The following is a 24,416-nucleotide window of genomic DNA, read 5'->3' on the forward strand; positions in this document are numbered from 1 at the left end:
ATAAAGATTGGTTAAAAGGCTTTTTTTCTTGAACAAAATTGGATAAATTTATGTTGCGTAACCAGATTGATGGGGCACTTAGGGCTGCTTTGAAAGCGCAAGATAGTGCGCGTCTTGCTACACTTCGTTTAATGAATGCTGCAGTTAGGGATCGTGATATTCTTTATTATGATCAAGGGAAGTTAGAAGTGGATGATCAGCAGATACAGTCTGTTTTCACTAAAATGCTTCAACAGCGTGAGGAATTGATGCGAGTCTATAAAGAGTCTGGTTGCCTAGAATTGGCAGAGAGAGGACAAGCAGAAATAGAAGTTATTCGTGAGTTTCTTCCTTATCAACTTAAGGAGATGGAAGTAGAACAGGTTCTCTGTGAAGCTTTAGCACAAACAAAAGCTGAAAAATTACGCGATATCGGTAAGGTGATGGCATGGCTTAAGGAACGGTATGCGGGGCAAATGAATTTTTCTAAAGTGTGCAATAGTCTTCGTAAGAAATTGCAATAGATCTTATTAATTCAAGGGGATTGGAAAATATTTTTTATTGTGCTTCGCCTTTGTAAGTCAGTAGGATGTTGATAAATATCATTTACCTTGTACATATATACTATTATCAAAAAATATTTTTTTAAAATAAACGAATCTTTTTTGGAGCTCATAGGGCAATAAAAACATCTTTTATGTATTATATTTTCTGTTTTTCAAAGCTGTTAGATCATTAACACAATAAAAAAATTATAGAGTCTCTACTTAAAAAAAATCTATTGTCTGCACTGTTAAAAATTTTAAAATAGGATGATTAAGCTAATTGATACAGATTTCCAATTTTGGGGAGTGTGTTGTTATCTTTTTTGCTGTTTCAAAGCATTTTTTTGATAAAGAGTTGCCGTATTTTTTAGAGTGGTGATTATTCGGTAAGAAATTTAAATGTAGATGATATTTATAATATGGTGCGTATCTTCTTAATTCAAGCGCTGGTTTTAATGATAAGAAAATCAGAACTTTAAAACGTTTTTTCTATAGAAGACATTATTAAGCTGAGTTGATGAAATGAAAAGATATTTTTAAAATAAGTCTTTGTTTGTAATGTGTTTTGAGCTGATTTTGAAATTCTTTTCTCTGCTTAAATCCCTTATAAGCTATATAAAATCTATAAATTATGCAGAATAAAATGAGTAACCTCTATTTGTGGGGATACAGTGGTGAATCTGTTAAAAATAGTTCAGTTAGCAACAATGGCTTACCCGTTAACCGTAAACGGGAACGGCGTGCCCATAGCACACCTTGTTGACCAATATGAATGTAATCGCGGGTTAATTGGTCATGGTTAAATAAATAATGTCCTAGAGGTACAGTTCCCAAATGCATCAAGGCTTGATTGTGTAGGAGGGTTTCTTGTGGAATTACAGTGCGTCCAAAAAGCCAAGGTTTATTATCTCCCATCAATATGATTTCGCGTAGCCAATAACGCGCACTTTCGGGGAGATGCTCTGCTTCGTCTGTTAATTTATCTCGCGTAATAAAACATTCGCGTTGTGGTTGAACTTGGAGGCAGGTACAATATTTTTTTAATCGAAGCGTCATTGAACCCGATTCCATGAGCCAATCGCGAATATTTTCTGGTATTGGAGGATTTTGATCAGAGAGCCACTTTAGAGGTGGTAAGATGGAATCTTCAAGATCAGACATCATTTTACTCCACATTTAAAGTCTTATTCCATATGTTATGTTGGACGAACTAAAATAAATAGCTCTATTGTAATACAAGGAGTATAAAAGCAGCAAGATTTTAACAGGAAGATATCAAAGGTCTTTAAAAGAAGATATGCGGAAAATACATATTATAGGATCATTTTCATTAAAAAAGCAAAATAAGGTATTATGTTTTATTCAAGACGCTTTCACACAATGCATTACGGAAATTTCTTTATCGCATGAGAGCAATGGGAAAAATGTTTTGTGCTTTAAAATTCGTTTGTAACGCATATAAAAAATCATCTATGTAAGATGATATAAAGAGGAAGCTTTAAGAGAAACAAAACTTTATTTTATACTTTGGAAAGTGAAGAGATATTCAAACCTTTTGAATTGAGATGTAAAGAAGATCGTATTCTTTATAATAAATAATTTTATAGTAATACATATATTCTTGAAAACTTTAAAATAGATTATATTATTTAAATTGTAATAAATTACTTCGTATTACAGAATGTGTAGTCATTTTATAATAAAGTTATATTCATATGTATTTATAGTATATCTACTTTAGATATTCTTTTATTTAACAGATTAGAAAAAATTTCTTTATCATTTTTTTCTTACCTTCTCTCTTTACTTCTTAAGAATGCAAAAGAGCTCTTCGATTTTTTCGGTAAAAAGGGTATTGTTGATGAAGTGTATAGGCGTTAAGTGCTGTGCGGTAGAATCTTTAATCATCGTTAGTGATTTTTGTAACCTTATGGATTGTTATTACAGTGAGATGAGCTAGATTTGCGCACACGGTACAAAAATAAGTTCGTATTTCGTTAAAATAACGCAACATATCTCTCCTGATATGCGTAAGTTTATATAGGTATGAAAGGGTGCGTTATAAAGGTTTTTACTGCATTTCGTTTTAAAATACGACGATGGTGTATGCCCAAAATCGCAGATTAAGCATCTCACCATCATATCAAAACTGGTAACAACGAGTTACAGGGAAATATTTCAAACTTTTCTAGTTGTTTCCCAGTTTTTTATTGAATCCCTAAAAAGGTGTAAAAAAATAAATGCTCTATGATCGAATTTTTTGTCCTATCCATATAAGAATACAGGCTCCTATAAAACCTGAAATAAGATAGCCAAGCCAACCAGCAAAACTTACACCTAAAAGACTAAAAAGAAAGCTTGCTAGCGCAGCGCCAATGATCCCTAAGATGATATTTAACAATATTCCTGTTTGGCTTTTCATAATATACTGTGCAGCCCAACCTGCAATCCCGCCGATAATAATAGCTGCAATCCAACCGATGTTTGCATCTTCCATGATACCCTCCTTTGCCTGAACTTAAACTGTAACTAGAGTAAACTTTATAAAAATCAAGATTTATCCCTTTTTTATCCAGTGGAAAGGATATTTCTGTTAGAAATTTTACTTATTATTTTCCTTTATATTAAAATAATACTTACATTTATATCATAATAATACTTAACAAGTATAAATATATAACACATTTTAATTTATAAATAAATTAATTAGTTGAGAAAATATGAATAAAAGAAGAAAATATTAGTTAAAATGCTTTAAGAAGTCATAAAGTTTATTTATAAGCTTTTTTAATCTCTCTCTTAAGTTTAAAAAAACAATTGTGATTAAAGCAATAAGTAAAATGGATATTTAAAAGTTTGGAGCTTGCCAATTGATATCAATGATGTTTGAAATGAAATTAAAACTGTTGTGTTGACACGTTATAGAATGGCTGCATAGGTTGAGCCTCTACCAATCTTGATATAAATGTTGCATTTTTGTGGAGTTTTGCATTCCTTATAGAGTATTTCTGTTTTTGCTGCTACTGTGGGGCAATTCCTTTTTACAAGGCGAGTTTAGGTTGGAACCATTATACTCTTGACTTTCTCTTTATGTGTTTAACAGTCTTGGCTTTGAGATGATTAGGCATTTTTACGTCTTTCTTCAAGAGTTCTATTCTACATGCTGCTTTGTTTATAATGTGCAAGCAAATGACTTTGAGTAATTCATCATGAATAGATTTTAAATGAAAGAAATTTACGATGAAGAAAGCTCATTTAAATTGTCAAATAACAAAATATTTTAATTAAATCAATATCTTGATCATATTCAAAATTGAGTAATCGATATGATGTATTTCTTATTCAAGTTATTTAAAAGTTTAAGGTTTTTCTGTTTGTTCTTCAGCAGGGTTGCGTAGGCGAGAACTTTGAAGAAGTCCCTGTTCTTCTAAAATGGGGTAGATCATTGAGGTCAAAAGAGAGTTGATTTGTTTGAGGTCGCGGACAGTGTCGAGATGAAGACTGGATGATTCTACATTTTTGAGATCCCCTTCACGCAAACGTTTAAAATGTTTTAAACTCATCTCCTTTTCTAAGTTTCGTAGTTGATCTTTTTTTTGTACCAATAGGTGTGCAGTGTGTGTATCACGTGAGACGAGAACGTTAAATGCTATGTGCGCGTTGGCTAGTACAATGGCGTGGAAACGAAGGAGATCATTCCAGCCCTCACTGCTGAACTGTAAACCTTTTTGTTGTTTCTTTTTAACCAGCATCAGCATATTATGAATAATGATATCGCCTGCTTGGTCTAATTTTATACAGGCGCCTAGAAGTTCTTGCGTTTGAAGAGCTTCTTCGTCAGATAATTTTTGTCCCGCTAATCGTGCAAGATAAAGTTTGATGGCGATATGTTTTTTGTCCAATATGGTGTTGAGTTGGTTGAGTTCACGAATAATATTGGGATCAGGATTTTCATAAAGTCCCATGATTTTTTCTAGCATGATGTCTACAAGATCACAAATATGAATGACTTCACGCATGACATTTGAGAGAGCGAGAGAGGGGCGTTCAAGCACACTGTCATCAAGAGCTGTTTGATCCGATAAATTGAGCGTTTTGTCGGCTTGCGTTTTTTTTGCACTTATATGAACAATTTGAGTGGTTAATTTTAAAACCCATTTTGAAAGCGGTATTCCAGCAAGGAGAATGAAAACATTAAAAATAATGTGGGCGTTGATCACTTGAGTAGGGGCGTTATTGCCAAGCCATGTGATGGGAGGGCGAAAGGAGATAAATAAGATAAGTACAAGGATTGAACCGGCCCCACGCATGAGTAAATTTCCTAAGGGAACGAGGCGGGTATTAGGAGAGGCGTTGCGCGTTAAAAGTGGAGCTATAAGAGAAGAGCCAAAGTTGACACCAAGAACCATGACAACACAGAGTTGTGTATGGATAAGATCGTAGTTGGCAAAATTGACCAGCAAAATGATTCCTGCAATGGATGAATGTAAGAGGTAGGTTAAGCCAGCCGCCAACAAAAAAGTGGAAACAGGATCGGTTGAAAGATAACGAATGATGCTAGGCAAAATTTCGCTTTCACGTAAAGGTTCTGTCGCTGTACTTATCATCTCTAAAGATAAAATTAACAGAGCAATACCGATGATAATACGTCCTATTTGACGCCACTCACGTTTTTCTGTTGTCATGAAGATACAAGTGCCAATTAAAAGACAAAGGGGCACAACAAGTGTGAGATCATAGGTGAGAATTTTAACAACGATTGCTGATCCTAATTCTCCTCCGCGTACAGCCATAAGTCCCGCTACTCCAGAGACAAAACCAGATTCAACGAAAGAACCAACAAGGAGCGTTATTGCTGTAGAGCTTTGTAAAATCATTGCTGTAAAAAGCCCAAAACTTACCGCAAACAATGGTTTTGAAATGACGTGGCACATTTTATATTTAAGTCTGTCACCATAGGCGCGTTCAATTCCTGTGCGCACCATGCGTGTGGCCCAGAGAAGTAAAGAAATAGCGCCGGCAAGATGAAGGAGTACCAATGAACCATTCATGATACTTTATTCTTTCTCTGTTGTTATGAGTATGTTTGCCTCAAAATTGATAAATTAAAGTTTATCGTTTTTATTTCGTTTTTGCTTTTAATACTTGATTAAAATCATAACCGCTTGGATTTTGAAAAACCTTTAGACCAAAACAGGGAAGAATGGAATAAAGGTGATCAAAAATATCACCTTGAATTTGTTCGTAGTCTATCCAAACGGTGGTGTTCGTAAAGCAATAAATTTCCAATGGTAAACCATTTTCTGTAGGAGGTAATTGCCGTGCCATAAAGGTCATATTAGGGTTGATGTTTATATGTTGTTGTAGATAAGCAAAAACATAAGCACGAAAAGTTCCAATGTTGGTTAAACGGCGCGTATTGGCTAAGACATCATGATTTTTATCTAATTGAGCGTTCCATTGGTCAATTTCTGCTAATTTTTGCGTGAAATAATTTTCTAATAAATTAAATCGGGAAAGATATTTTTGTTCTTCTTCTGTGAGAAAATGGATACTTGATTGATCAATAAAAAGGGAGCGTTTGATGCGTCTTCCACCCGATTCTTGCATTCCACGCCAATTTTTAAAAGGGTCGGTCACAAGTTTACGGATAGGAACTGAGGTGATGGTGTTGTCGAAATTTTGAACTTTAACAGTATGCAGGGCAATTTCAATAACATCACCATCGGCACCGAGATTGGGAATTTCAATCCAATCACCAACGCGAACCATGTCAGTGGATGAAATTTGAATACCGGCAACGAGAGAAAGAAGCGTATCTTGAAAAATTAACATGAGAACCGCGGCCATTGCACCAAGACCGGAGAAAAGAATAAGAGGGGAGCGGTCAATCAATGTAGCGACCATTAAAACTGTCGCAACAGCAAAAAGTGCAATTTTAGCAATTTGAATATAACCTTTTATTGGTTTTAACCGTGCTGTTGGTCGTTGTTCGTAGAGGATGTTAATGACATTCAGACAGGCAGAAATTGTCAGAACAACAAAAAAGATAATGAAGGCGTTAGCAACATTACCGATGACAGTACTGAATGCATTGGGCAATGTTGGTATAAAATTAACACCAACCGAAATAATAAAGGCTGAAATGATATCCGCTATGTATTGAATAGCATTATTAATATCGATCGTTGTATTTTTGGGGAGAAAAGAAGAGAGTTTTTTGGCTCCGTGAATAAGTAATTTTCTTCCTAGAAAGTTGACTAAAAGGGCAAATATAGTAAGAATAATAAGCCAAGAAATAGCCTCTAACCACGGATGTTGAACAATAAATTCGATCACTTTTCCACTCTCCATTTCTAAAATTATATGCAGTTAAGAGTTTAAAATTTTACAACTACTTAAGAGGAAGTATTGGAATTATGCTCTAAAGTCGTTAAATATGCAAAAAAGAATTTTCAAACTCTGTGAGAGATAATGCGTTTCCCGCCCGATTTCCTTAATGAACTGCGTACTAGACTCCCAATTTCAACAGTGATTGGTCAACGGGTGGATTTTGATCCTCGAAAAAGTAAGCCTTCACGGGGAGACTTTTGGTGTTGTTGTCCATTTCATGGTGAAAAAACGCCAAGTTTTCATTGTGATGATCATAAAGGGCGCTATTATTGTTTTGGTTGTGGTGTAAGTGGAGATATTTTTACCTTTTTGTGTGAGCTTGATGGATTGCACTTTTCAGAAAGTGTAGAGCGTTTGGCTGATTTTGCGGGAATGAAACTCCCTATTTTGGATTCACAAAGTCATAAACGTCAACTGGAAAAAGCTGAGCTTTATGATGTGATGAAAATTGCTACAGATTTTTTTCAATATAATTTACGCGATAAAGGAGGTGTGCAAGCACGTCGTTATTTGGATGCACGTGGTGTGACACCAGAGCTCGTAGAGCGTTTCCGCATTGGTTTTGCACCGGTAAGGCGTACAGCTTTGAAAGAAGCTTTGAGTGCACGGGGCATTTCAATAAAGCAAATGGAAGAATGTGGACTTCTCACAGTGCGTGAGGGGAGTGCGGATTCTTATGACCGATTTAGAAATCGCATTATGTTTCCTATCGAAGATTTGCGCGGACGTGTGGTGGCTTTCGGAGGGCGTGCATTAGAGAAAGAGACACGAGCAAAATATCTCAATAGCCCTGAAACAGTGCTGTTTCATAAAGGAAATATACTTTATAACGCGGTAGCAGCTCGCAAAAACAGTCGCTTTGTTGGCGATGAAAAAAATCATTCACTCCTTGTTGTTGAGGGGTATATGGATGTTATTGCATTGACTAAAGCTGGTTTTGAAGGAGTTGTAGCGCCCTTAGGGACAGCATTAACGGAAGCGCAAATTGAGCTTTTATGGCAGATGGGGAAGGAGCCCATTTTGTGTTTTGATGGTGATGATGCTGGTTTAAACGCTGCTTTTCGTGTTGCTGATCGTGTGTTGCCTCTTTTAAAGGCTGGGGTTTGTGTACGCTTTGTTTTGTTGCCACAAGGAAAAGATCCTGATGAAATTGTTTGTGCTGGTGGAGCACAACTTTTTTCTTCTTTTTTGCAAAAAGCAATTCCTTTGAGTGAGCTTTTATGGTGGCGAGCTACCTATGGAAAGCATTTTGAAACTCCAGAGACACGAGCAGCGCTAGAAAAACAACTAAAACAACAAATTTTTACGATTAAGGATGAAGATGTCCGTCGTTATTATTTGCAAGATGTAAAAAAACGCCTTTTTGATTTTTTTCGTCCCTCTTTTTCGAAAAAAAAGGGAGAAGGGCGATATGATCAATCTTCATCAAATAGGATCTTTAAAGATCAATCCTTTTCTTTGTTAGCAAATTCTGAAATAGTACGAAATTCTTCGCAATCTATTCCTTTGCGAGAAGCAGTGATTTTACTCACTTTAGCTTACTATCCTGAGTTGTGGTATGAAAATTTTGAAATTCTTTCTGAGTTAGAATTAAAAAATACTCAATTGATGTGCTTTCATCAAGCTATGTTGGAAATTCTTGGGAATCAACAGCTTCATGATAAGGAGACGATGATTGCGCTCTTAGAAAAAAGAGGGCAAAAGGCTCTGTTAGAGCGTATGAAACATCTTGTGCAAAATATTGGTATGCGTATTATCTTTGGTAGAGCTTCTATAGAGGATGCACGTGCGATATTAAAACAAGCTGTCTACTTGCATCTTCAAGAACACCACCTACATAAGAGATTACAGGATATTAAAGAGCAACTTGTAGAAAATCCTAAGAGTGAGGTTTTTGATCTGCTTCGTGAGGTAAAAAATGAGCTGGAGCAGATGCAGGCAACAGAAGCGTTAATTGAAGGGTTTGGAAGTTGGTTGGATGAAAAAATAGACGGGAATACACAAGATACGATAAAATGATTCGCTTTTTTAATGCGAATCAGTCACTTAAATTTTAGACGAGGAAGTTTATGGGAGTGACATTTTCATAAAGATGGCAATTAAATTTTAGGAAAAGCGGGTAAATTTTAGGAAAAGCGGGAAATTGGTTCTTACGATAGGGTACAGAGATTATCTCAGAAGGGCTGAGAGGTGTCGGGGAAACTTCTGGAGTTTTCCCGCGTTTTTGTCTGGATGTCAAGTTTGTCTGGATGTTAAGGCGTATACAAAATGTATTCTTTCCAATAGTAATCTCTTAAAAGGAAGTATATATGAGAAATTATTGGTAGATTTTAGTGAGAGCAAAAAAACTGGTCACATGGAAACTATGGTTACATGGAAACTGTGAAGTGGTCGAGTGGAGTTATGGTATGGCAACAAGGGTTAAACAGAAAGATAATGCAGAAGTAACAAGCCAAGCGAGTTTGGATGGTCCTCTTCTTGATTTTTCTGATGATGCCATCAAGAAAATGATTAAACTTGCCAAAAAAAATGGTTACGTAACAATGGATGAACTCAATGCTGTTCTTCCTTCTGACGAGGTTACATCCGAACAAATTGAAGATATCTTGGCGATGTTCTCTGAGATGGGGGTTAATGTTGTGGATGATGAGGATGAAGTTGAGTCTGAAAATTATGAAGAAGAAGTTACAGTAGAGGGTGGTGATTTAGTAGAAGCCTCTAGCCACGCAATTGCAACGACAACGAATAAACGCGAAGTAACAGATCGTACGGATGATCCCGTGCGTATGTATTTGCGTGAAATGGGAGCTGTTGAGCTTCTTTCACGGGAAGGTGAAATTGCCATTGCTAAGCGTATTGAAGCAGGGCGTGAGACAATGATTGCGGGACTTTGTGAGAGTCCTTTAACTTTTCAGGCTCTTATTATATGGCGTGACGAGTTAAAAGAACAGCGTATTCTTCTTCGTGAAATTATTGATCTTGAAACGACTTATGCTGGTCCAGAAGCAAAGCAGGCTCCTGTTATTGAGCGAAGTGAAGTGAATAAGACAGAAGAAGAAAAAATGTCTTCTGGTATACGTAACATGGGGGAGAGCGCAGGAGAGAGAAACATTGAAGATGATGAAGAAGAAGACGATGACGATGTTAACTTATCGCTTGCTGCAATGGAAAATGAACTTTGTCCTCAAGTTATGGAAACATTGGATTTTATTGCTCAAACCTATGTGAAATTACGAAAATTACAAGATCAGCATGTTGAAAGCAGTTTGGCAGAGCGTAAAGAGGGGGCCCTTACATCTTCTCAGAAGAAGAAATATATTCAATTAAAGGGTGAGTTGATTCAAGCAGTAAAATCTCTTTCTTTAAATCAAAATCGTATAGAAGCTTTGGTTGAACAGCTTTATGACATCAATAAGAGATTGATTCATAATGAAGGTAAGCTGAAACGGATTGCCAACAGCTATGGCATTGGCCACGAGGATTTTTTAAAAGAATACCAAGGGCGTGAATTGGACGCAGACTGGATGAATTATATTGCTGCTTTGCCTACACCGGGTTGGAGAGAATTTTCGATGCGTGAAGCAAAAGAAATCCAAAAACTGCGAAGTGAGATACAAAATCTTGCGCAAGAAACGGCTATTTCGATTGGTGAATTTCGTCGGATTGTTATGCAGGTGCAGAAAGGCGAACGCGAATCAACAATTGCGAAAAAAGAGATGGTAGAATCTAATTTGCGTCTTGTCATTTCAATTGCAAAAAAATACACTAATCGTGGTTTGCAGTTTCTTGATCTTATTCAAGAGGGTAATATTGGTTTGATGAAGGCTGTGGATAAGTTTGAATATCGGCGCGGCTACAAGTTTTCAACTTATGCAACATGGTGGATTCGTCAGGCTATTACACGTTCAATTGCTGATCAGGCGCGTACTATTCGTATCCCTGTTCATATGATTGAAACAATTAATAAAATCGTTCGTACATCGCGTCAGATTCTCCATGAAATTGGACGAGAACCAACACCAGAAGAATTATCTAGCAAGCTTTCTATGCCGTTGGAAAAAGTACGAAAAGTTCTTAAAATTGCAAAAGAACCCATTTCACTCGAAACGCCTGTTGGTGATGAAGATGATTCCCATTTAGGTGATTTTATTGAGGATAGGAATGCGTTATTACCAATTGATGCAGCTATCCAAGCTAATCTGCGAGATACGACAACACGCGTTCTTGCTTCATTAACACCGCGGGAAGAACGTGTTTTGCGGATGCGTTTTGGAATAGGGATGAATACAGATCACACGTTGGAAGAAGTAGGACAACAATTTTCAGTTACAAGAGAGCGTATTCGTCAAATTGAAGCAAAGGCACTTCGTAAATTAAAACATCCTAGCCGTTCACGAAAATTGCGTAGTTTTCTCGATTCTTAAATAAAGAAATTCGTGTGTATTTTAATAAATCCCTCTTTCTTCTTAATGAAGGGGAGGTGTGTCACATTGTACTTGGATGCTTTTTTGAGAAAATATGGGAAGAATTTGAATAATCCAGAAAGTTTACGATGTTTAATGTTTTTCTTAGCTTTTGAATTTTGTATTTCTCTTTCTGAAAATAACAGATGTAGGGTAAATACTGGTGTGGTAGTCATTTGAAAAAATGAACGAAAAACATTATCTTGCGTGTAGCGGCTCGTTTCTTAAGAAATAGGATCTATTAAGAGTAAACTTATATTGCAACATACGGACTTTTTGATGAGAAATGTGTATTCGTTGCGGAATTTTTTTATCATTTTAGGTGACGCATTTTATTCTTCGTCAGTTTATAAAGGAATGTTTCAATAGATTATGTTCATTTATATGCGCTATTTTTTGAATATTCTCTTTTTATTCAGATAGATTTTAAGAAAACGGTTTAAAGCATACATTGAGTTGAATCTTTTTAAGAGACAGAAATAGATGAAATTATAGAAATTAAACGTTTCATTTTTATAGATCGTCTTAATTAAAAAAGGTGTGTCTGAGTTTATGAGTGGAGAGCTTCCCTTTTGGAAAGTAAAAAAATTAGAAGAGATTTCCATTTCTGAGTGGGAGAGCCTTTGTGATGGCTGTGGTCGTTGTTGTCTCCATAAAGTTGAGGACGATGATACGGGTGACCTTTATGCAACCAGTATTGCTTGTCGTCTTTTAGATGGGGAAACTTGTAGGTGTCGAGATTATGCTCATCGTAAATCAATTGTACCAGATTGTATATCGCTAGACATTACGACAGTTAAAACAGCGCGTTGGCTTCCAGAAAGTTGTGCTTATAGATTAATTTATGAGGGAAAAGATCTTCATTGGTGGCATCCATTGGTATCAGGAGATTGCCAGACAGTACATACAGCGCATATTTCTGCACGCGGACAGATAGAGGTTTACGAAGACGAATTATTATCTGAGGAAGATTATCTTCATCACATTACTGGTCTTCTATGTAAAGGCCAGTAATATGATTTTTTATACAACAGTTGGCGACTTAATCGATCGCAAAGACGACAGTGACGCTCACATTATAAGTTAATTCACCACCTGCAAAATTTGTATTTTCGTAGCTTGCATCTGCTGCTCTACTCATGAGACGTGGTGTTGGGTGGTAGTAATCATCCCTTTCATTGATTTCAATAATTTTTCCTAATTTTAAATCGGCTGCTTGCGCTATCGTTTGCGCTTTTTCAATGGCTTCAGTAATGGCTTTTTTACGTGCTTCTTGATAAAACGGCTTTGTATCTGCGTTGGTAAAAGTAATGCCGTTAACTGAATTAACACCTAGAGTCATCGCTTGATCAAAGATTTTACCAGCATTATTAAGATCACGAATGCGCACGGTTAAAGAATTTGAAACATGATAGAGTTTTTCATTATTCTTTTTTTCGTGGTGTTTATCAGAAGTCGACTGATAAATGGATAAACCTGATGTTTGCAAATCATTTGCTTGGATGCCATCGTTTTTAAAAGCTTTTATAATATCATTGATGGATTGATTATTGGAAGCTAATGCCTTTTGGGCAGTTTTGTCATAGGTAACAACGGCTAGATTAATAATTGCCATATCCGGTGCAGCTTGACTTTCTCCGATTGCAGTTACTGTAATAGTTGCATTTTTCATTTTATTTTCTTCAGCATAAGCACGTACAGTCAACGATGTGGCTAAGAGTGTAAATGCTAATATAACTGCTTTAACCAGAGAACCCTTCAGTGGTTGAATTTTCTTTTCTATCATATCTATACCTTTATATTTGTCAGTTAACTATTCTCTCATTTTTAAGAGTTCTTGTAAAGAAATTAGGGCACTGAAAAAAAAACCAATAGAAAAGAGAAAAAGATGGGTTATAATCTTCGTCAGCTCTTGTATCATAGGGCATTTTAGTTTAGAGAGAAACAACCTATATATGGGGCCTGTAGCTCAATTGGTTAGAGCCAGCGGCTCATAACCGCTTGGTTGGGGGTTCGAGTCCCTCCGGGCCCACCAATAGGGAAATGGCCAATAGAAAAATGGGTAGCTTATTAAAAATTTTGGGATTCTACCTTTTTCGTTTTTTTTATTTTCCTGTTTGTTCTAAAATCCTTTGTCATTGTTTGTTGCTGTTTTTTTCTATCAGTCGCTTTAATATAAAGTGATGGTATGTTTTTTAGTCTCATTAAAGAAGTGCTCTCATTTGAAACATTGTAGCATTTGGATTAACTGATATGTGACGCTATTTACTTTCTTAATTCATATACTGTTTCGTACTTTTTCTGCATGATGTTCTTCATAAAATAGAAGGCTAAAAGCTTCATTGGATAAGTTTATTTATGCTTGTTCTGTAAATAAACAGATCCCAATAAAACCAATTTTAAAGATTGTATCTGTTTAGAACAAATGGCTCAAAAAACATTTAGTGTAAATTTGCTTTTTTCTGAGTGATGTTAATGTCTTTTAGATGTTCGAATAGCATTATCGTGATGAAAGGTTGTATATAAGAGGATGTAATCCATAGGCGATCGTATGTATCATGGGGTCAACGATGATAACATTTGTTGATATTTTCTTTTTCCCAAGAGGAGTTCTATTTGATTTTTGAGAAATATTGACGGTGGCGTGTTTTCTGAAAAGAATTTCATCAATTGTTCTTTGAAAAGTCAATTGAGTGATTGTTTCTATCGCTTTGCATCATCCAGATTTTATTGTAATAAGCATTTTATTATTCTGTAAGAAATGTTTTCTATTATATTGGAAAATTCGTTAAAATGCCGTTTTCTGTCTTTGTGTATTTTTTGCTTAATGCTCAAATTATAGAGTTTTTATGTAATCCGAATTATTATTGAAGAGCAGAAGTCTTTTTTGATTTTACTCTCATAAGGGATTGGCAATATTTCGGTAAACCTAGCACTTTTTTGTATTACTAACATTTTTCTCGTATTGATTGTGTAGAGAGTTTTATTTTTGTTATGAGTTTTCTCTCTTATGAAAAATTATTGGCAGAGAGGGTAATTTTTTTTTGGAAAAGTATACTTTTCTTCAAAATCATACTTTGAAAATATAATTCTTCATTTACAGAAGGGAATTTCTCTCTTGTTGTAAATCTGCAATACAATTTACGTACAAGGATTATGCGTGGTGATTCGTTTTATTTTTTAATAGTATCATTTTTGCTTATGGTAGAGACTTATATTAGTATTTACAAGGTGCGTTTAGAGGGGAGGTTACCTATAAACGTGTTACAGAGTTTTAGGTAGTGTGGCTCTGTTTATAAGAATTTATTCCTATAACATTGTTATATTCTTGCTTTGCAATATTGTTTAAAAAACATAGATGGTGCTATGTAGAATAAAATTGTGATATATTTTTTTTCAAAAAAGCTTTTTCGTGTTCTCTTATATAGAGTTCAGGAGTGTCTTCAGGGATATTTTCACATTAGTTTGTTATTGGTCCGAATCACAAGATATGCGTAACATTATTCGCATTTTTGATAGATCATACCAATTTTCGTAAGAAGATCTGGATCGCGTGATGCTTTCTGTTTCACCATGGTACATGACTAATAGAACTTCATCTGATTTTGTAAAATAAGTTTGTACACAATTGCTTCCATACTGCCTATTGCAAATATTTTTTTCTAAGGTATGAGATATATTTAAACGCTTTAGCGTTATATAGTTTGACTACATGGAGTATGACTATGAAGAATGATAAAAAATTTGAAACAACTTTATCTGATATTATTGTGAAATGGGAGTCTTTGTCGACGTCTCAAAAGCAAGCGATATTGGATAGAGTAGAAAATTCTACAGATTCTGCTCATTCAACAGAACATTTAAGGCTTCAATCTTCTTTTTATCTCCAGACGAAATCAAAGTTATGAGTTTTAAGTCTTCATCGGAGATGTTGAAACCAGTTATTACATATATGGCACTAGCATTTCCCAGTGTGTTCAAAATAGCCATGAGTTTATCTACTGAAGGCCTCTTTCCTCCATTTATCATTTGTTGGACGTAATTTTGTCCACAGCCTGCAGCTCTGCTTATTTCAATCATTGTTCGTCCGTCACTTTTAATCAATTCAACTAAGCGTTGGAACCAATCTTTTTCAGTCTTTGTCATTTTTAGACCTTTACATATTTACGCTATAGCGTTAATATTGCGTTGCGAATCCAGAATATATGATACAAGGAGCGTGAAAATATCCATGTGTAGCTCTTCGCTAATGAAGCATATAGAGTTGTTTTTAACTAATAACAAAATGTCCCCATACACTTTCAGATTCGAATCAATAAAAAATGGTTGCTTGGTTCCACGGTTGTGAAAAAATAAACGTGTATACCAGAAATGGCGATACACACTCGTATGTTTATGAGATTTCACTGTGATAGTATACGTAGCAGCATTATAAATCAAGATATACCCCAACATCAGAATTTGTAAAAAAAATTCTGTGTTGAGGTGGTGTGTGAGTATAACGAAGCTTTAGAGCCTTAAGAGATAGGATAATGGCTGTAGAAAAAATGTAAATTCATAGGCAAAGAATACTGATTTCTCCTTTATTGTAATAAATTAGATCACTATCAGATGGTATATTGTATATATGCGTTAAAAAATTTGAGAAATATCAAAAAAGTGATCTTGGATATTTTATTAAACAGGAAGGTAATCTGAGTCACATAGGTGGTTGTTTGGTAGGGTGTATACATTCGATCAATGCCATTACGGGGATAGGTGTGTTTTAAGGTAGCTGCAGTTTATAATGAAGTCTGTGTTTACAATGATATTGTTATTTATAACAATGCATTAACATATGGTTGTGTAGTCGTTCGTAAGAATTTGCATGTTTATGAAAGATAAGAATTTTATAGTTATTCGAATATGAGTGGAGATGCATATGTTTACGCTAATGCGGTCTTTTTTGATCAAGTTTTGAATGCTCAATGTATTGAATTTTATGGTGATACTCGTGATTATAGAAAGGCTCGAGTTTATAGTGATGCTTTAATTTATGGTGATGTAAAGATTTTTGGGAAGGCAAAATTTTACAGAAATGCTGTGCTTTGTGACACTGATGATTTTTGTAATAATGAAAAACTTTCATATATAGCCGCATTCCCCATGGCGTAAAAAGGAAGATAGGAACGATTTGGGCAAGGCTTGTACGATTGCGTTGCGTCGTTAGTTTTATTTGACGTTCCTTATTTTTGTTTTTTGTGTCAATAAATGTGTCGCAAATAATTGGTGTAAGCGTGTAGATTTAGCTGCTTTCAGAGATTTTTTTGCGTCATTTATCAATGACTTTAATGGAGAAAATAAGAATGCCGAGAGTGATTGTTCACACTTGGAACATGCGGTTTATTGCATTCTTTTTTTGATTGAGGATGAAACAAATTGGTCAAGATGATCACTTGAGCGACAATTAAGGGAGATCCAAATGAGTGTAAACGAAATTTTATTGGGAGCAATGGTTGTTGTTTTGTTGTGCAGCGGGGTTATATTTCGGTTTTCTTTATATTATCGCAGTCAAGTGAAAGTTTTAAAAGATGAATCTAGAAGAATAAAGCATGAGTTTTTAAGAGATTCTATGAAGATGACTGAAGAACGAGATAGAGCTATTAGAGAGCAAAGTATGGTGATTAAAAGACGAGACCAAGCAATTGAAAAACTGAAAAAACAAATTAAACAATATGAAAAAAATGAAAAGAAATATCAAAAAATGCTTAAATCTGAATATGATAAAGAGTGATATGTATTCATATTTTGCATTAAAGGGCTTGGAAATGTGTTAGGAAGATTGGAATGACGAGAGAGATAAACTTTAATGAAGCCAATTATGGTGCTGATGGAGAGATTGTATTGAAAGAGAATATTCAAGTTTACTCTGATTTTATGAAAACATTTAAGTTTATAAGACAGAGCGCCTTTGATTATAAAATAAGAGGTTATGGTGATAAACCAGTTTATAGGTATGCTGGTTATTAAAAAGCGCGTCTATACAATCCAGTATGCTGGAAACAATTTTGCACGTTCCTTTTAGATATAAGGTATAAATGCTACGATAGTTTCAGCTAATATGTCTAAAAAATTGCATGATAATAGAAAGAAAGAGATATTTGCTTTTTATGAAGATGAAATGGGTAAGTCAGTTATGATTATCAAATGCAGAAGAGGAATATGAGCATAAAAGATATTAATATCTTGTAAAGTAATTATATTCTCATTGATAAATTATCTTTTCTTCATGTGTGTTTATTTTTTATGAAAAATACAAGACTTAAGAGACTTTCTTTTTGATAAATGCTATAGAAACTTAAGTATGATTGAAAACAAACATAATAAACTGCAAGAATGTGATTGTTATTTGTGAGTATCAGAAATAACACAAAAACCTCCTCCCGCTGAGGGAAAAACGATCACTTTTTATTTGTCACAAAAGCAACTCACCATACCATTACACAAAATAAACGTTTGTTTTAATGGTAAAGAACGTCAGGACTGTAGTTCTCTAATAAGAGCCTTATGTGTAATTTCTTTGATTTGTTCAATATTGACTAGAATATCTTGTTTTGTTGGATAACCTTTACTAGAAAAAGCAATTTTTTGTGCATCTCCTGAGATTAAACGCCAGTACCATTGATTGTGAACTCCTTGAAACACCTCAAAATACATGCTTCCCACCTCATAAAATAGCTGATAATTTTCAGGATAAATATTTAACTAATCCGTCTGTGAACACTAATGTATGTCTCTATAGGAAGTCGTCAATATATTCCCCTTAAATTTTCTGACCTTAAAAAATAATTTCTATGAGAGCTATTATTCTTTTAACAAGAAAAAAAATCTTGTCAATAAGATATGAATGAGAATTTTATACTATAAAATTATTTTTTTTAATTTAAAGACACTATAATTTCATTTAAAATGCGAATGTTTTTATTGTCATTACAGAAATAAATTTTATAAATTATACAAAATTTCACCAGCATGGATAAAGTAAAAAATACTCTTCTCCATACTGGTAGAGTTTTATCATTTCTTGCTTTTTCTTTTGAAACAGACGTTTATTGATTAGCTATAACCTCTTTTTGGGATACGCTTCGAATGAGTAAATCAATGAATAAGCTAAGAGTATAAGAATTGGCCATTTTAGCTTTCATATCGATCAGAGAGGTTGTAGTCTTGGGGTTAAGTCCATTTGATAAACCTTGTCTTGACAAATATTGCTGCAATTTTTCATAAGAACTGTCGATTTTTTCTTGATTCGGTTTTTCATTACGATCACTATTGGCAAGAGTTTCTTCTAGTCCTTCGATTTTTTTAATAAAATAATTCCAGTCAAAATCACCTTTTGTATATTCGGTGTCAAACATTTTTCCTTGTCCAGTTAAAAGCCAATTAATATTGACACCATATAACGTGCGGTATGTTTGTAAGACACTAAGATTGGGTTCTCTCTCTCCACGCTCATAAAAAGCAATGGAATTTTTTGTCATGCTAAAATTTTTAGCTAAGGTTTCACGTGATGGATCGCCTAAAGCAAGACGTACATAACGTAAACGTTTTCCAAATATGGTTTTTGATTCAGTTTCAGGACGTGCCACGAATTATCTCCCTCAGTAAATCATCATGGTATAAATCATTAAATAATAAAAGCACACTATGTATTAATATTCTATGATATAATGTCAATATTTATAGCTTTAATTTCTTTTTATTTTTTTATTTTCGTGGATAGAAAGAAATCTTTCGCTTGTTGTATTGACAATTGATATTCATTTCAAAACAAAATTCTCTGTTTGCTACATTTGTCTCTTGCTTTTTTTGAGAGAATTTTCATGTAACTTTACCATATATATTCTATACACTTCTGCATCAATAGATGCAACTTTAAAGAGATGCAAACTTTGAATTTGGACTGGGTGTGTTTTAGATGAATGAGAAAATAAACTTTGAGGAATGATCATGGCCCTATTACGCTATTTTGGGTTTGCTTTTTTTTTCACGATTATTGGTGTCTTTTTAGGAGGGGTTATTGGTTGGTTTGAAACGGAAAGTATTACTGGTTTTCTTAAATATTTTTTTATTTGCTTTGTTTTAGGAGTTTTAGAAATTTCTTTATCTTTTGATAATTCTATTATCAATGCGCGTGTTCTTAGTAGAATGGATCCGTTGTGGCGTCGTCGTTTTCTTATATGGGGCATTTTGATAGCTGTATTTGGGATGCGAATTGTTTTTCCATTATTGGTGGTTGTCGTTGCTGTTGGGATTAATCCAATTGCGGCAGTCAAATTAGCGATATGGGAACCACACCGATATGCTGAAGTTTTAACCGATGCACATATGGGGATTGCTGCTTTTGGAGGCACTTTCCTTATGATGGTTGGCTTAAAATATTTTTTTGATTCTGAAAAAGAGGTACATTGGCTTAATGTTATAGAGAGACCTGCTCAAAAGTTTGGGGCGCTTGTTGGGATTGATATTGCAATTGTTTTGATTTTGATCTTATTTGTTTCAGCTCAGATTGACACAGAAGATAAAATAACTTTTTTATTGGCAGCCCTTTATGGACTTTTGACCTTTATCGGTGTTGAAGTTGTCGGTCATCTCTTGGATACCCCTCAAAAGACTTTAACAACAGTAACTCACGGGGGAGTAGGGGCGTTTCTTTATTTAGAAGTTCTTGATGCTAGTTTTTCTTTCGATGGCGTGGTTGGTGCTTTTGCCTTTTCACACAACCTTTTTATTATTGCGATAGGTCTTGGTATCGGTGCATTTTACGTTCGTTCTATGACAATTATGTTGGTTGAATCAGGAACATTATTGCATTATCGTTATTTGGAGCATGGGGCTTTTTATGCAATTTTGGTTCTTGCAGTGATTATGTATCTGCAAACGATTATATCGGTTCCTGAAGTTTTAACAGGACTTGTAGGAGTCTGTATTATTGGAATGGCATTATATTCTTCGATTCGTTTTAAGCATCGTCAATTGGATAAACATGTTGTGTCTAAGTAATGGAGATTTCTTCTTTTCTCAGGCTTTTGTTTATCGCATATCTTTGAATAGAAAGAGGTCTTTTATGCAAAATAAAATACTATTCTATTTTATTGCTTATTTGCGTTTTTGTTTTAAAGTTGAGTCCATCGCATGATACTACTCATGAAGGGAATAGTGTACAATCTCTAAGGTGCTTTTTGACCTAAATTTAAGACAGAAAGCTGATGCTATACTTTTTACTAGCTTTCAATAGTATGACAAGCTCTTGCATCTAATGGTTCATAAGAAGTGTTTTTACTGTTTTTTTGAATGATTTTTATTCATACATTGATTCTCTTTGTAACGTGTAGGAGAATGGTTTTGAAACAGGTTTGAAATGAGAGAATTTACGATATTCTAGACTCTCACTTAAATATGTGAAAAATAATTTATCCTTTATAAATCAGTATATTATAGTAGTAGATTAGAGAAGAATATTTTAAGAGACCATTAAAAGCTCTATACCAGCTTCGTTCATAGTTTTAAGCATAGTGTTTAGTGATCCGTTTACATCAATACCAGCACAGGCATTTAATGAAACACTGACTTTAAAACCGCATTGTATAGCGTGAAGAGCAGAAAATCCGACACAAAAATCAGTTGCTAAGCCACACATAATAAGCTTGGTAAAACCATGTTCTTTGAGATAAACTTGTAAACCTGTTGGTGTTTTTTGATCATTTTCAAGAAAAGCAGAATAGCTATCCATTTTTTGATTATAGCCTTTTCTAAGGATAAGTTGTGCTTTTTCTACTCTAAGAGATGGATGAAATTCTGCTCCTTTTGTTCCTCGTATGCAATGATCAGGCCAGAGTATTTGAGGACCATAGTCAAGAATGATGGTATCATAGGGCTTTTTTTCAGGATAGCAGGAAGCAAAGCTGCAATGGTTTTTTGGGTGCCAGTCTTGGGTTAAGATAACGTGGTCAAAATGATTTATGAGATTATTGACGGCGGGTAAAATAGCATCACCTTGTGGTACGGCAAGTGCTCCACCTAGTAAGAAGTCATTTTGAACATCAATGACGATTAAGGCTTTTTTTTCCATAAATATATTCCTATATGAGATGATCTTTTATCGTATTTTTAAAAAGCTATATTTCGTCTTGAAGTTTTGAAATGATTTGCTGAATATTGATATTATTTTTATAATTATCAAGCCAAAAGAGGGGGATGGATAAGTTTTTACAATTGGTTTTATAGTTTTTTACGAATTGTAACCACGTACCAATGGGAAGTGCACTGTAGTCATTTGTTGCTATGTGTTGATGCAAAGCTTTCATGATCATTGGGCTTGGGACGTCAGATCCCATAAGGCGGCGATCGTTTTGTAAACGTAATTTAAGCCATGTCAAGGCAAGGGGGGAAGACCATTGTTTCCCGTAGCAAAAAATCGATGAAAAAAGGGAAGGATTTTTTACTGCGTAATATAAAGCCCATAAAGCGAAAAAAGAAGGCGCATAGAGAATTGCTTTTCTTTTTGGTACCATATTACATTGATAAGTTGGTTTAATACGATAAAAATACAATGTTATATCTGGTATGGAAAAGAGAGGCAATGTTTGATAACAGGTTTCAGGTACAGCTAAAAAGATTTGCTTTTTGCTTTTTTGGGGGATGTTTTTTTGCATTCAGGACCATACTGGGGCTTGTGAGATTAGAAAAAATGTACCAATATAAAGTGAAAAGCTTTTGATACGATGTAAGTGCTATTTACTGTACAGTTTCAAAAAGCAAAAGCAGTTTTTTTCAAAATTCTAATCTTTAATATCGCACAATATAAAGAGAAATTTATGGCACGTCAATTTATCTATCATATGGCTGGGCTTAACAAGTCTTACGGCAATAAAAAAGTTCTAGAAAATATTCATTTGTCTTTTTATCCAGATGCGAAGATCGGTATTTTAGGGCCGAATGGTGCAGGGAAGTCAACTATTTTACGTATTATGGCTGGGCTAGATAAGGAATATACGGGAGAAGCATGGATTTCTGAAGGAGCACGCTGTGGCTATCTACCACAAGAACCTTTGCTTGATGCGAGCAAAGATGTGCGTGGCAATGTGATGGAAGGTGTTGCAGATAAACAAGAAATTCTTGAGCGTTATAACGAATTGATGATGAATTATAGCGAGGAAACGGCTGATGAAAGTGCACGGCTTCAGGACATTATTGATAGTCAGAATCTTTGGGATTTAGAAAGTCAAGTGGAAATGGCTATGGCTGCTCTTGGTTGTCCGCCAGCCGATGGGGATGTAACAAAACTTTCGGGTGGTGAGAAGCGGCGTGTTGCACTTTGTAAATTGCTTTTGTCAAAACCTGATTTGTTACTTTTGGATGAACCGACAAACCATTTAGATGCTGAAACGACGGCTTGGCTTGAAAGGCATCTACGTGAATATCCTGGGGCTGTGCTTTTGATAACCCATGATCGTTATTTTCTCGACAATGTAACGGGTTGGATTTTAGAGTTAGATCGCGGGAGAGGTATTCCTTATGAGGGGAACTATTCTGCTTATTTGGGGGCTAAAGCCAAGCGTTTGGCTCAAGAAGGACGTGAAGAGGCAGCGCGTCAACGTGCTTTATCACGTGAGCAAGAATGGATCGCTTCTAGTCCAAAAGGGCGACAAGCAAAGTCAAAAGCTCGGATTAAGGCTTATGATGAGTTGGTTCAAGCAGCACGTGAGCGTCGTCCTGGAGAGGCACAAATTATTATCCCTATTGGAGAAAGATTAGGACAGGTTGTTATTGAAGTTGATAATCTCTCTAAAGCTTATGGTGAGCGTGTATTGATTGATTCTCTTTCTTTTAAACTTCCTGCTGGTGGTATTGTCGGCGTTATTGGGGCCAATGGTATGGGAAAGTCGACCTTGTTTAAAATGTTGACGGGACAGGAACAGCCCGATTCAGGTCAAATACGTATCGGTGAAACAGTTCACATGAGTTATGTGGATCAGAGTCGCGATTCCTTGGTGGGGAATAAAACTGTTTGGGAGGAAATTTCTGGTGGAAATGACATTATTAAATTAGGCAAATATGAGATGAATAGTCGCGCTTATTGCGGGGCTTTTAATTTCAAGGGGGCAGATCAACAGCAGAAGGTGGCAAATTTATCAGGAGGGCAGCGCAATCGCGTACATTTGGCGAAACTTCTAAAAGAGGGGGGGAATGTGCTTCTTCTTGATGAACCGACAAATGATCTTGATACTGAAACATTGGGTGCATTGGAAGATGCATTGGAAAATTTCGCTGGTTGTGCAGTTATCATATCGCATGACCGTATGTTTCTTGATCGATTGGCAACACATATTTTAGCCTTTGAAGGTGATGGCCATGTAGAATGGTTTGAAGGTAATTTTGCTGAATATGAGGCTGATAAAGTTCGTCGTCTTGGGGTGGAATCTCTTAATTCTAAGCATGCAAATTATAAACCTCTTACACGCTAGAATTTCTTATCTTATCTCAACGTTTTTGAAAAAATGGTGTATTTTATTGCATTTGTTATTTCATAAATAAAGTGTGTGTGTACTCTGTGGAAGTTTTTATTCATTGAAAATAGTAAGAGATACTTTATGAAATTACGACCTAGATAGGGTTATTCTACTCATGATATATAACCGACTATTGCTTGTAAAATTGCAATGAAAAGGAGGAGATGAAGAGTGTAGCACTATTTCTACAAATGCTCTAGTCATTGAGCATTATCATCTTTACTTAATAAAAATGCAAGCTGGCACCATCATGTTATTTATTTTCTCTCAATAGTGTGCAGTTCTTGTTTTGAGATGGCTATAAAAAGTATTTTTATCCATATGTCTCCTCTGTTTATGAGCTGTAAGAGAATAATTTGGATTGATTTATCATGAATAGGTTTGAAATGAGAAAAATTTACGGTACTCCGATGTTTTATTCAAGTTGAAAATGATGAATTGTTATTATAAATCAATGCATTATCATTATAACGAGAAGCAGGGGG

General features: G+C 35.0%; 20 protein-coding genes and 1 tRNA gene. 11 read left to right on the plus strand and 10 right to left on the minus strand.

Features of this window, described 5'->3' with window-relative positions; all coding sequences use genetic code 11:
- Positions 1–50: 50 nt before the first annotated feature.
- Entirely contained in the window at positions 51–503 is a 453-nt protein-coding gene (locus U736_RS0103995; protein WP_015856668.1) for a GatB/YqeY domain-containing protein, read from the plus strand.
- Positions 504–1,178: 675 nt separating this feature from the next.
- Here U736_RS0103995 and ubiC read toward each other — a convergent pair.
- The 4 genes from ubiC to U736_RS0104015 form a co-directional block, all read right to left on the minus strand.
- Positions 1,179–1,688 (minus strand): chorismate lyase, encoded by a 510-nt coding sequence (gene ubiC, locus U736_RS0104000; RefSeq protein WP_015856667.1) that lies wholly within the window; start codon positions 1,686–1,688, stop codon positions 1,179–1,181.
- A gap of 1,081 nt (positions 1,689–2,769) precedes the next feature.
- Positions 2,770–3,021 carry a GlsB/YeaQ/YmgE family stress response membrane protein gene (locus tag U736_RS0104005; RefSeq protein ID WP_015856666.1) on the minus strand — a complete coding sequence of 84 codons (252 nt, stop codon included), beginning with the start codon at positions 3,019–3,021 and terminating at the stop codon, positions 2,770–2,772.
- An 862-nt stretch (positions 3,022–3,883) separates the two neighbouring features.
- A complete protein-coding gene (locus tag U736_RS0104010) occupies positions 3,884–5,575 on the minus strand; it encodes a Na/Pi cotransporter family protein (protein ID WP_015856665.1) in 1,692 nt (563 codons plus the stop codon).
- 70 nt (positions 5,576–5,645) lie between these two features.
- Positions 5,646–6,863 (minus strand): mechanosensitive ion channel family protein, encoded by a 1,218-nt coding sequence (locus U736_RS0104015; RefSeq protein WP_015856664.1) that lies wholly within the window; start codon positions 6,861–6,863, stop codon positions 5,646–5,648.
- Positions 6,864–6,998: 135 nt separating this feature from the next.
- Here U736_RS0104015 and dnaG point away from each other — a divergent pair, with 135 nt between their 5' ends.
- The 3 genes from dnaG to U736_RS0104035 all read left to right on the plus strand — a co-directional run bounded on the left by dnaG (position 6,999) and on the right by U736_RS0104035 (position 12,394).
- Positions 6,999–8,936 carry a DNA primase gene (gene dnaG, locus U736_RS0104020; protein WP_015856663.1) on the plus strand — a complete coding sequence of 646 codons (1,938 nt, stop codon included), beginning with the start codon at positions 6,999–7,001 and terminating at the stop codon, positions 8,934–8,936.
- 389 nt (positions 8,937–9,325) lie between these two features.
- Entirely contained in the window at positions 9,326–11,341 is a 2,016-nt protein-coding gene (gene rpoD / locus U736_RS0104030; protein WP_015856662.1) for an RNA polymerase sigma factor RpoD, read from the plus strand.
- A gap of 591 nt (positions 11,342–11,932) precedes the next feature.
- Positions 11,933–12,394 (plus strand): YcgN family cysteine cluster protein, encoded by a 462-nt coding sequence (locus tag U736_RS0104035; RefSeq protein WP_015856661.1) that lies wholly within the window; start codon positions 11,933–11,935, stop codon positions 12,392–12,394.
- A 28-nt stretch (positions 12,395–12,422) separates the two neighbouring features.
- Here U736_RS0104035 and U736_RS0104040 read toward each other — a convergent pair whose 3' ends face one another.
- A complete protein-coding gene (locus tag U736_RS0104040; protein WP_015856660.1) occupies positions 12,423–13,166 on the minus strand; it encodes an SIMPL domain-containing protein in 744 nt (247 codons plus the stop codon).
- A 172-nt stretch (positions 13,167–13,338) separates the two neighbouring features.
- Between U736_RS0104040 and U736_RS0104045 the strand changes: the two genes are divergently transcribed.
- Both U736_RS0104045 and U736_RS12740 read left to right on the plus strand, forming a co-directional pair.
- Positions 13,339–13,415 (plus strand) — tRNA-Ile (locus U736_RS0104045).
- A 1,690-nt stretch (positions 13,416–15,105) separates the two neighbouring features.
- On the plus strand, positions 15,106–15,288 hold the full coding sequence (locus U736_RS12740; protein WP_015856659.1) for a hypothetical protein: 183 nt from the start codon (positions 15,106–15,108) through the stop codon (positions 15,286–15,288).
- On the opposite strand, the gene U736_RS0104055 is transcribed toward U736_RS12740, so the two are convergent.
- The gene (locus U736_RS0104055) at positions 15,212–15,526 is read right to left on the minus strand and encodes a helix-turn-helix domain-containing protein (RefSeq protein ID WP_007347852.1); all 315 of its coding nucleotides are present in this window, start codon (positions 15,524–15,526) and stop codon (positions 15,212–15,214) included. The two genes, U736_RS12740 and U736_RS0104055, sit on opposite strands and share 77 nt — an antisense overlap.
- Before the next feature lie 759 nt (positions 15,527–16,285).
- Between U736_RS0104055 and U736_RS0104060 the strand changes: the two genes are divergently transcribed.
- The 3 genes from U736_RS0104060 to U736_RS0104070 all read left to right on the plus strand — a co-directional run bounded on the left by U736_RS0104060 (position 16,286) and on the right by U736_RS0104070 (position 17,389).
- Complete coding sequence (locus U736_RS0104060) at positions 16,286–16,534, plus strand: hypothetical protein (protein ID WP_026500332.1); 249 nt, start codon at positions 16,286–16,288, stop codon at positions 16,532–16,534.
- A gap of 307 nt (positions 16,535–16,841) precedes the next feature.
- The gene (locus U736_RS0104065; protein WP_026500333.1) at positions 16,842–17,153 is read left to right on the plus strand and encodes a hypothetical protein; all 312 of its coding nucleotides are present in this window, start codon (positions 16,842–16,844) and stop codon (positions 17,151–17,153) included.
- Positions 17,154–17,206: 53 nt separating this feature from the next.
- Positions 17,207–17,389: a hypothetical protein gene (locus U736_RS0104070; protein WP_026500334.1), complete on the plus strand. Its 183-nt coding sequence runs from the start codon at positions 17,207–17,209 to the stop codon at positions 17,387–17,389.
- A 507-nt stretch (positions 17,390–17,896) separates the two neighbouring features.
- On the opposite strand, the gene U736_RS0104075 is transcribed toward U736_RS0104070, so the two are convergent.
- A complete protein-coding gene (locus U736_RS0104075; protein WP_015856658.1) occupies positions 17,897–18,076 on the minus strand; it encodes a YegP family protein in 180 nt (59 codons plus the stop codon).
- 392 nt (positions 18,077–18,468) lie between these two features.
- Positions 18,469–19,008, minus strand: a complete 540-nt coding sequence (locus U736_RS0104085) for a helix-turn-helix domain-containing protein (RefSeq protein ID WP_026500335.1) — start codon at positions 19,006–19,008, stop codon at positions 18,469–18,471.
- A 361-nt stretch (positions 19,009–19,369) separates the two neighbouring features.
- Here U736_RS0104085 and U736_RS0104095 point away from each other — a divergent pair, with 361 nt between their 5' ends.
- Positions 19,370–20,422 carry a DUF475 domain-containing protein gene (locus U736_RS0104095; protein WP_026500336.1) on the plus strand — a complete coding sequence of 351 codons (1,053 nt, stop codon included), beginning with the start codon at positions 19,370–19,372 and terminating at the stop codon, positions 20,420–20,422.
- Between the two features lie 460 nt (positions 20,423–20,882).
- On the opposite strand, the gene pncA is transcribed toward U736_RS0104095, so the two are convergent.
- Both pncA and U736_RS0104105 read right to left on the minus strand, forming a co-directional pair.
- A complete protein-coding gene (pncA, locus tag U736_RS0104100; RefSeq protein WP_026500337.1) occupies positions 20,883–21,491 on the minus strand; it encodes a bifunctional nicotinamidase/pyrazinamidase in 609 nt (202 codons plus the stop codon).
- A 46-nt stretch (positions 21,492–21,537) separates the two neighbouring features.
- Positions 21,538–22,074 carry a hypothetical protein gene (locus U736_RS0104105; RefSeq protein ID WP_015856654.1) on the minus strand — a complete coding sequence of 179 codons (537 nt, stop codon included), beginning with the start codon at positions 22,072–22,074 and terminating at the stop codon, positions 21,538–21,540.
- 162 nt (positions 22,075–22,236) lie between these two features.
- Between U736_RS0104105 and ettA the strand changes: the two genes are divergently transcribed.
- Positions 22,237–23,886 carry an energy-dependent translational throttle protein EttA gene (gene ettA / locus U736_RS0104110; protein WP_026500338.1) on the plus strand — a complete coding sequence of 550 codons (1,650 nt, stop codon included), beginning with the start codon at positions 22,237–22,239 and terminating at the stop codon, positions 23,884–23,886.
- The last annotated feature ends 530 nt before the right edge of the window (positions 23,887–24,416 follow it).

Source organism: Bartonella grahamii ATCC 700132 (genome assembly GCF_000518085.1).
GTDB lineage: Bacteria > Pseudomonadota > Alphaproteobacteria > Rhizobiales > Rhizobiaceae > Bartonella > Bartonella grahamii.